This is a genomic window from Massilia sp. YIM B02443, assembly GCF_030411955.1.
Taxonomy (GTDB): domain Bacteria; phylum Pseudomonadota; class Gammaproteobacteria; order Burkholderiales; family Burkholderiaceae_D; genus Telluria.
The window spans coordinates 1-9,625 of sequence record NZ_JASNRA010000048.1 but is presented as its reverse complement, the minus strand read 5'-3'; the positions used below and the strand labels follow the sequence as shown (position 1 = coordinate 9,625).

The window sequence follows — 9,625 nt, the reverse complement described above, 5'->3', positions numbered from 1 at the left end:
CTCTACTTTTAGCGTGCTCTAAAAATGGGGGGATTACCAGTAAGCTTGGTCTGCGCATCACGCTTGTCCGCGATGCTCTGCAAGCGCTTGGTCCAATCCGCTTGGTGACCGTCGTTATCTAGCGCGGTGATCCGTTGAATGCGTTTCACATCTTCCTTGGTAATCGGGGTCTTCGGTGCTGAGCGTTGGGGAGAGTGGCGAGGGATTCCAGGGACCTTGGGAGGGTGGGGTTTGAGCTCCTGAGGCCGGGGAGGCTGCGGCTTGGGAGCTTGGGGTCTTGGCGCCTGGGGCTTGGGTGCGTGCTGCGGGCGAGTCTGGATAGATCCCTGGGGCTTGGCTGCCGCTTGGGCCTGCGTTGGCTGCCGGTATGGCTGGTGGGTTTGCTTCGTCATCATTTCTCCATATGTGTGCCGGCGATCGCGGCGATACACGCATTCTGCCCGCGCAGGCAGCCGCTGTTATTCCGCGAAACGGAAAGGGTAGGCAGGCGACCAAACCCAACACCCGCGTGAAACTGCGATTAACGGTTAGCGCACTGAAGAGTAGGTTCCATGCCAGCTCCGACGTCGCCGTCCTGCACCGTCCGTCGACGCGCCGCCGGCCAACTCCTCCACCAAGTCCGCTCTGCCGGCGGCATTGCCGCCTGGCCGGCCCGCTCGCGTACCGACGGTCCACCGGCGCCACCATAAAACTGCAATTAACGGTCGGTCTACTGAGGTAGAAAAGTGGCCGCCTCGCCGACCGCCCCTCGCCGAGCTCCCGGGCCGTGCCCGCCGATGGATTGTCCACGTTATGGGGGAACCCATGGATTCGGGAGGAACTGTGGATTGGGGAAAACCATGGATTGGAAAGAGCCAGGTTTGTCCGGACCCATATTTCGGAGTGCCCCGGAGGCCCTTCGCCGCCGGCCTGCCGGGCTTGTCAGGCACCAGGGTTTGACGGGATCCATGGATCGGGATTAACGTAATATTTTCAGCGGCTGTCGAGTGTCTAGAAAACTCATGGCGATTCAACCGCAAGTCATCCGCACGAAGTTGGTTTACGTCATAATTCAGTTTGGCCAATCAACTTCTGAGTGTCATGCCAAAGATATCTTTAACAGACTTCGTGGACGTTGTATCGAAGTCGGGTTCGCCGAAAATTACAAAAGTTAAACAGATCAAAAACCGCCCAGCGTACCAGCCCGCTACTGACTTCTACAAGCCGTTCCGTGAAGGTCTGATCAACCTTCACGCGACCGGTAAGGATCGCACTTCGCTCGACTCCATTGTTTCGAGTCTTAGCGATTTGAAGAAGGTCGCAAACTATCCTGAGCTGATCGACGGGTACAAAAAGTGGTGGGGGAAAAAGGCAATCGGGTGGTTCGACCCGCCACGTGGCGTGTACTCCAGCGCTGGTGTTGATATTGCGGTGAATCCGGAGCTTGGCCTGGTCATCGACGGCAAACGAGTTGTAGTCAAACTCTATAACAAAGCAGAGCCGATCACCCAATTCAGGATTGACATGGTACCTTTATTGATGGAGCTGGTGCTGCGCGGGTCATGCGCCTCCGACGATGCCGTAGCACTTCTCGACGTCCGGAAAGGCAAGCTTCATTATCTCAGCGTCAACCCTGCTACAGCGAAGTTCGGGCTCGATGCTGAACTGGCCTACATAGCGACGTTGTGGCCACATCTGTAGGTCGTTAGCGGACGCTATAATGGTCTGCTAACGGCCCAGGCTGTGTAAAAAAAGCAAATCTGACAGCACGCTTGCGAGACCCCACCTCTCAGAATGGCCGCTACGGCGTTTTTCTCACAATGGGAAAAGAAACGAGATCCCTGAAAGACGCGGATCTCGCCTTTTTACACAGGCTGAGCTAGAAGCGGTCGTTCATGTTGCAGTACGTGACGGTGTGCAGCTCAAGAACTTCTTTACCTAACAACAAATGGTAAGAATGAAATTACTCTTTCGATGCGCGGTCTCGTGTGTTTTTTTAGGTATTCTGGCCGGTTGTTCTAAGGAGCCGGTAAACTGCTCAGATGAGCAGCTCTTGGCAGACGTCCGCGAATTTGTGGCATCCCAAGTATTCGAAGGCACTGCTGCGCAACTTCGTCAGGCAGGACGCTCACTTAAAATTGAGGAGCCTAGTACTCTCGCTTACGAGGCAGGTTTATCCGTTACAAGTTGCTCAGCGAAACTCATGCTGTCGCCGATCGGCTCGATCGCACTAAGCTTTCGCTCGCCCAACGACGAACGCAACATTCCTCTCCGAATGAACGTTCTAACGCCGGTGGAGGTCGAGCGCGTGCGCAGTCTTTTGCAAGACGCGGGAGTGGATTTGCCCCGCTCGTTAACGTCGATGGAAGGCGTGCATCCGTTCAATGCAATCGATCATCCGGTGCTAGTGGAGCGACTGCAAGACTTGCTTGGCAACCAGTACGCTGCGTTTCGCGAGCGTATGCAAGTAGGCGCAGAGTTGAAGCGCCATGGCGACTTACTAATCGGTAACGGATGTAAGGCCCACTTCTGTGGAAGCGACCACGCGTCTTTCGCACTCGACCTGAGAACCCATCAGGTCGTAGCTAAAATGGTTATCGATGGAAAAACGCCACTCATTTTCGGCGTGCAAAAGGAAAATCAACTTCCACTTGGCATGGAATAATATTGGTGAATCGCCACGAGTTCGGTAGACATTATGACACCTCAAAATGGTGTAAATTCACAGTTTTGAGCGAGCTCATGTGGTGCTAAAGTGTGGTTCTAAGCTAACTCGTTGATTCATAATGGCCAAAACTNACCTCAAAATGGTGTAAATTCACAGTTTTGAGCGAGCTCATGTGGTGCTAAAGTGTGGTTCTAAGCTAACTCGTTGATTCATAATGGCCAAAACTGCCTGCAAAGCCGTCTAGACGGGTTCGACTCCCGTCCTCGCCTCCAGCATATCGGTAGATCAGCGCTTCGGCACTGATCTATGTCAGCGGTACGCAACCGTCGTCGTAGCGGTTCGAATATCTCGTCGATTGTCATTCGCAGCACAGCTTCATGTGCTGCCTCGTTCCGCCTAAACTCTGTGTTCACAGCACGGGTAGCAGACCAGAGACTCAGCTCTTGGCCATGCTTAAACTAAGTCCGACATCCATCCTCGGGTGCCGAAGCAAAGCGGCTCGGCTCCGGAGGCTAGCTCCCGATGCTGGCTATTCCACCAATGCTGGTAGAACGCTGGGTCAGGAGCGATAAAGGTCAGGTTGCGATCCTCGCGGCTACCCTTGACGAATAACTCGGTGAACACCCTAACTGCATAGAGCATCGCTTTTGGCGTAGGTGGTCGCTCAGCCGTCGGTAGGAAGCCGAAAAACCGTCCCATAGATTGCCGAAACGCTCCATCGTGATGGTGCGGCCAGAGCGCCACTTGAGCAAGTTACTGGCCAGCTTACGGCAGCCCGCTAGGTCGAGCCAGGTCGCCATATCGCCGACCGATGGCACGGCGGTTGGCCAATTTCGCCCTGGGCTGAAGCGAAGCGCCCGCATGCATGCCGTGACGTCAAGAAGGCGTCGGGTCGGATAGTGAAAGTGGTCGCGAATCAGAGGTATGGTGCCGCTGGACGTAAGAGCCCGCGGGTTCAAGCGAGGAAGGAGCGACGCGAAGATGGGTGTAGCCTCGAACTCCACCAAGTATTCGGAACACAACTCGAGATCGAGCGTAGCTAGCAGCTGGAATTGGATGTGCACCACGAAGACAGCCATCGGCATAGTAAGGTCGGCCCAAGACTTGGCTTCTCGGATCACGCGTCGCATCTCATCGGCGCTTGTACCATCGTCGGGATGTGTCAGGTGTTCGTCTTGAATCCGCTTCCAAGAAGGTCTGGACCCAACCCTGCAGGTTATCACTGGCCTTATGGTCGTCGAGCGCAAACTCGAGTAGGTCGACGCGGCTCGCAAGCTTGAGAGAGGCAAAATATTTGGCGTTACCATTTTGAAGCGATGCCACGAAGGTGCTCACAAAGCTAGGGCACCTGGAGAGTGTGTCGTCAAAGGCTTGGCGGGCTTAAGCCGGCCAAGCCTGCGCCACAAGTTTCTTGTGCATATTCTGCCGGCCGCCAGCGACCAGCCGTTCGAGCGTCTTGGAGTCCGGGGTCGTACGCTTCCGGAACCAGTTACGCACCGTCTTTTCGCACACCTGGCCATCTGTGTCTTTGCTGCCAGCCGCGATCACGCTGGCCAGCGTGCGACCGTGCATCCGTTCGAAGACCTTGTATAAGAAAGCTGTGTTCACTTACCTTGGCTGATGGAGTCGGTAAGCGATCGGATAAAACGGTGGGCAGCATACAGCAGTTGCCCACCAAAATGCCAGGCGGCATTTTCCGCTCGTGCGCATCAGGCTGCTTTGTTGCCGCTGGAACCTTTTCTGCAACCCCTGCCAGCGCTACCTGGCTCTGAAGTAAGCTTGTCCGGCGCATCACGCTTGTCCGCGACGCTCTGCAATCGCTTGGTCCAATCCGCTTGGTAGCCGTCGTTATCTAGCGCGGTGATTCGTTGAATGCGTTTCACATCTTCCTTCGTAATCGGGGACTGTGATGCAGGGCGCTGGGGAGGGTGGCGAGGGAATCCAGAGGCCTCGGGAGTGTGAGGTTTGAGTTCCTGAGGCCGGGGAGGCTGGGGCTTGGAAGCTTGGGGTTTGGGTGCTAGGGGTTTAGGGGCGTGGGGCTTGGATGCGCGCTGCGGGCGAGTCTGGATAGATCCCTGCCGCTTGGCTGCCGCTTGGGTCTGCGTTGACTGCCGACATGGCTGGTGGGTTTGCTTCGTCATTATTTCTCCGTAAGGGTGCCTGCGATCGCGGCGATACACGCATTCTGCCCGCGCCGGCGGTCGCCGTTATTCCGCGAAGCGGAAAGAGTAGGAAATCGACCAAACCCGACACCGCGTGTGCCTGAAATTGCGATTAACCGTTAGCGCATTAAACAGTAGGCACCATGCCAGCTCCGATGTCGCCCTCCTGCTCCGTCCGCCCGTCGATGCGCCGCTGGCCAACTCCCTCAGCCAAGTGCCGCTCTGCCAGCGCTATCCCCGTCCAACCAGCATGCGCGTGTCAGCAGCGGTTATAACCTAATACACAGCAGCGAAAAAAAACTGATGCACCGATTTGAGAAGATGGCTGCTTTGCGGGGCAGCCTTGAAACAACAACGAGGTGTGTGTGGAAATTCAGTTATCGAGCAAGTATGGGTTGAGTCTGCGGCGGATTGCCGCCGAGGTGGGCTGTTCAGTGAACACGGTGCGGCGGCACTCGGCGCTGAAGGCTGTGCCGAAATACGAACGCAAGGTCAAACGGCCAAGCAAGCTGGCGCCATATGAGGCCTATCTGCGGGAACGACAGATGGCGACGCAGCCGAAGTGGATACCGGCGAGCCTGCTGCACAGCGAGATCGTCGAGCGCGGTTACCAAGTTGGCATGAGTCAGCTACGCGCCTTCATGCGCTCGTTACGTCCGACTTTGCCAGCTGCGCCGGTAGTGCGCTTCGAGACGGAGATGGGCGAGCAGTTGCAGGTCGATTGGATTGAGTTCCGCAAAGGCAGCGCGCCGCTGCATGTGTTCTGCGCCACGACAGGCTACAGCCGTGCGAGCTATGTCGAGTTCGTCAGCGACATGAAAGTCGCTACGCTGATCGGTTGCCATAAGCGTGCCTTCGCCGCATTTGGCGGTGTGCCGCGCAAGATCCTGTACGACAACATGAAGACCGTTGTCATCGAGCGCGGCGTGTACAGCGACGGCCATCACCTGAGGTAACTTGACTTTTTCGGACACTTCTGTTCGATAAAATCATCGAAGGGAGTGAAAGCATGAAGTTGACGACATACACACCGGAATTCAGGGCCGAAGCAGTGAAGCTGATCTTGGCTCAGAGCCTCACGCTGAACGGTAGGAGCCGGTCTCTGCCAAGTTAGAGTTTAAGGGGGGCGCTAGGCCGGGCGATGCGAGTAGACTACGCGACGCTATCGTATAATAGACCTCATGAAGCTCGCCGAAATCAACCCAATCCACCCCTATTTGGACGCAGTGCTCGTGGTCCAGCCCGACCTCGTCCATTTCGGCCTCCTCCGGGAAGGCAAAATCATTCCCGGGAGATTCCCATCGAGCATTCGCATCGATCAACCTACGCACTTGCACGGCGATGGCGATCCGCACGCTCATGTTTTCGGTCGCAAAGGAGATCAACTTGGCGTTGTGAACTTCGATGGCTCAGGCAGCCACGGCAGCAAGTTTAAGTTGCACGATAAGGACGCGGATGCTCTCCGGGCGCGGCACTTCAAAATTCGCGCGGACAATGTCGTGGAATGGGCTGCAATCGAAGGCGTCGCCAGCGCCAGCGAATTGCTCTTCGGCTAATTGAACATCGCTTGACCCTGCCGAGTATGGCCTGGAGCTTTGCCTTCAACTTGCTCAAGGTAGATTTTGACGGCCCCGACGCACCATCTCGGGACGCTTCCGATCCTTAGTCTACGGCTTGCTCGATGCATGTCTGCGAGTGGTGATTTCCAAACAAGGAGGGACCCTCTCGGTCTCATGGTTCGCCGAGGAGCCCGAAATTGCGGGAGCAGCGGGCTGCGTCGAGTTGGCCGTGCTGCCTTGAAACGTTTATGACCCACAAAGTGGTCACCGCCGCGTAACATCCGAAAATACATCACTCGCGAAACCACCGCGTCCAGGTGCGTCAAGTGTATACGTCCATACGTTAATACGTGCTCTATCCATAAAGGCACGTCTGGTTAAAGCCTTTCGCATACACACCGTCGCCCTGAATATAGGCCGCCCCGTCGCCATCTTTCCGTAGGCGCTCCATCTTTGTTACCGAGGTCCGGAGGAATATCGCCGCCTCGCTCGTCGTCAACAGAGTAGATGGATGCAATGCGTTGATCGCGTCGAGCACTTCGACGACTTTCATCATCTTTCCCGTTTTACCGAGCCTCTGCTAGAATGTTTTTTGAAAGTCCCGATATTTATTCCTCTCATGATCGGTGTTCGCGGCTCAAACTCTTTGCGTCGCCGGCTCATCGTCCGGAAATCAGCGATGACATCCTCACAGGACAATCCAGTCCACCCGCCTGGTCACGATGCGCTTCCATCTTGATCGCCAGCGGGCGGGATTTATCTTCCGGCCAACTTTAGAGATAAAAAATAAAAGTCCGCTACAGGAGGCACATGGCTCACTCCATACCCGATAAACTCCAACGATTGGTCGACGTCATCGGGATAGAGCGACCAAGGCTTCCTTACATGCCTTGCGCTTTGCGGAATCATTTTTATAACAATTGTGTCATATACCACAACGCCAATGCCAACAGACGAAACGCCGCGCTCCACTTCGGCTTGTTCTCCCGCGCATACAAATCAATCCCGCACTGCGCGATGACCACTCCGACAATGTAGGAATAAACAGCGGTCCTCGCATCGCTGAGGTTTATGGCTATCACGGTGGCGACGACCAGAACGACAATCGAGAAAATTAAAGGAAGAAGTGGCTTTTGCTTGGGCGCGCCGGTCTCTTTCGGCGTCTGCAGCTGGGCTACCGCAGCTTTAAGCTTGTCATATTCCTGGCGATCAACAAAGACATAAGTGGGCATAGGATCTCATATTCAAGTTGGCATGATTAATTTTTTGTCCCAAGTGGACCCGCCTAGGAGCTCCACTATGTCTATCATTCTAACAACTTTCTCTAATTTACTGGCCAAAAAAAATTAGCGCGGAAGATGCTGTGGTCTACTATTCCCGGACACCTCGTTAGGTGGTTAATCCGCCATCAGAGGAGTTGAAGCATGACAAGAAAACGTCGAACCTTCGAGCCAAGATTGGAGCTGGAAGTGGTCCGCATGATCATTGAGCAAGGCCTGAGCGTACAGCATGTCAGTGAGAGTATGGACATCGGTCCGAGCGCGACCGGCGCTGGTCAGAGCAGTATGGCTCCGAGAAGAATGGGCGACCTGTTACGGCAGTGAATCCTATCAGAAGGTGCTGGAGAAGCATGGCTTCGTGTCTTGCATGAGCGTAAAGGAAACTGCTGGGACAAAGCGGTCGCCGAACGATTCTTCCTAAAGCTAAAAATGGGACGTGTCTAGCAGCGACCGTATGCCAACCATGCCGAGGCCAAGGCCGATGTCACCGACTATATCATGGGCTTCTACAACTGCAAGCGCATGCCTTCTGTATTGGGCAACCTGCCGCCCAGCGTCTACGAACGCAAAATGGCAGAGAAAGAACTTATCGTCGTGTCCAAAATTACTTGACCACTACAAATTTTGTCTTTCCATACGGTCTGTAACCGAACCCTTTCGGATACTTTCGCATTGTCGAAAGTACGATTTTAACAGAGTGTCACCCAGTTGAGAAAAATCAATAGCGTGAATATTAAGGGTATGCACGCTGTTAAGTGTATAGCGATACACGGGTTATCGCTTATACGTGAATGTATCAAAGGGAGATTATTATGGCTGTCTTTCGCTTGACTGAGGAGGAAGAGAAAATCCGCTTTTCGATTTTCCCCAGCATGAACCTTGAAGAGTTCGTCGCAATGGTCGATCGTCAGCGAGTTGAATTTAATGCATTCTCGAAACTAGAAAAGGAGTGTGTTGTGCAGAAGATTAATTGGCTAGGGGAGCAAGCCGTAAATTCCGAACAGTCTTTTGATCAATTCTAATTGCCGCACCGTGATCGGCATGACGATTGACGACGCAGCAAATGGCTTCGTGTTCGAGCTTAAGTCGAGACCGATCAAAGCATTAAAGTAGTAGTGCTGTACTCTGGCAAACGTAGGAGCAGTATCCTTGACGTATTCAAGTCACGGGGAGGCGACCTTGTCGCCTGTTTTGAAGCTGAACAAAATTCGTGTTGAGCTAACTCATGTGGTGAAAAGTGTGGTTCTCAGCTAAGTCCTTGATTTTACTAATGCGAATACGGCCTGCAAAGCCGTGTAGACGGGTTCGACTCCCGTCCTCGCCTCCAGATCCTCATAGCACGGGCCCCATCGGGGCCCGCTTGCATTGGGTTCAACACACACGCCAGGAGTGGTCCAGCCTAAATTTCGAAAGCGACCGGGTGTGACAACAGTGCGTGTGCATCCTCGCTACGCACAGGATTACCCGAAAGGACCCGTTGAATCACAATACCGTCAACCGCATTCGCTTTCAGGAACTCGATGGCACTCACAGTGCCGGTTGAGTGTTGCAGGAGCAATCCCTCCCTGACGACGTCAGTCAGGTATGGCGAGCCTGCTACATCAGACCGTTGGGGCAGACGGCGATCTGCCGGGTGAATAAACATGATGTCCTCTTCTGTCATCAACACTAGTGTTGTCAATCAGCGGTCATATCGGCGGCCAGGTGCGGCACAGGCTGCGCTGCAACCGCAGCTGCACTCACGTGCCATTTCAATGACGATCGCTACTTCAGATCAAGCTAAACGCCTGTTATGACGGTTTGATGACAATGTCATCCGCGTGCGCGCTTCAATACACTTCGGGCACGATGATCTCGGGCGGCACCGGACGCCGCACATAATCGTCATGGTATTTGCGCTCCGGCAGCAGGATCGTCGGCCGTTCCACTTCGACATAGGCGCTGTCATCGTTAGCTGTGGATGAGCACTGAACTGTC

Annotated in this window: 7 protein-coding genes and 1 pseudogene; 5 read left to right on the top strand and 3 right to left on the bottom strand. The window is 54.5% G+C overall.

Annotated features, from left to right (window positions below; translation table 11 throughout):
* Nucleotides 1-1,080 precede the first annotated feature (1,080 nt).
* Entirely contained in the window at nucleotides 1,081-1,680 is a 600-nt protein-coding gene (locus QPK27_RS24835) for a hypothetical protein (RefSeq protein WP_290420831.1), read from the top strand.
* Nucleotides 1,681-1,936: 256 nt separating this feature from the next.
* Nucleotides 1,937-2,644, top strand: a complete 708-nt coding sequence (locus QPK27_RS24830) for a hypothetical protein (RefSeq protein ID WP_290420830.1) — start codon at nucleotides 1,937-1,939, stop codon at nucleotides 2,642-2,644.
* Between the two features lie 1,383 nt (nucleotides 2,645-4,027).
* Here QPK27_RS24830 and QPK27_RS24825 read toward each other — a convergent pair.
* A complete protein-coding gene (locus QPK27_RS24825; protein ID WP_290420829.1) occupies nucleotides 4,028-4,255 on the bottom strand; it encodes a hypothetical protein in 228 nt (75 codons plus the stop codon).
* A gap of 919 nt (nucleotides 4,256-5,174) precedes the next feature.
* Here QPK27_RS24825 and istA point away from each other — a divergent pair.
* Nucleotides 5,175-5,756 (top strand): annotated as a pseudogene (gene istA, locus QPK27_RS24820) (IS21 family transposase); the annotation flags it as partial.
* 234 nt (nucleotides 5,757-5,990) lie between these two features.
* A complete protein-coding gene (locus QPK27_RS24815; protein ID WP_290420828.1) occupies nucleotides 5,991-6,365 on the top strand; it encodes a hypothetical protein in 375 nt (124 codons plus the stop codon).
* Between the two features lie 358 nt (nucleotides 6,366-6,723).
* On the opposite strand, the gene QPK27_RS24810 is transcribed toward QPK27_RS24815, so the two are convergent.
* Together QPK27_RS24810 and QPK27_RS24805 are read right to left on the bottom strand one after the other, a co-directional pair.
* Nucleotides 6,724-6,924 carry a hypothetical protein gene (locus tag QPK27_RS24810; RefSeq protein ID WP_290420827.1) on the bottom strand — a complete coding sequence of 67 codons (201 nt, stop codon included), beginning with the start codon at nucleotides 6,922-6,924 and terminating at the stop codon, nucleotides 6,724-6,726.
* A gap of 355 nt (nucleotides 6,925-7,279) precedes the next feature.
* On the bottom strand, nucleotides 7,280-7,600 hold the full coding sequence (locus tag QPK27_RS24805) for a hypothetical protein (RefSeq protein WP_290420826.1): 321 nt from the start codon (nucleotides 7,598-7,600) through the stop codon (nucleotides 7,280-7,282).
* An 860-nt stretch (nucleotides 7,601-8,460) separates the two neighbouring features.
* Between QPK27_RS24805 and QPK27_RS24795 the strand changes: the two genes are divergently transcribed.
* Nucleotides 8,461-8,670, top strand: a complete 210-nt coding sequence (locus QPK27_RS24795) for a hypothetical protein (RefSeq protein WP_290420825.1) — start codon at nucleotides 8,461-8,463, stop codon at nucleotides 8,668-8,670.
* Nucleotides 8,671-9,625: the final 955 nt, after the last annotated feature.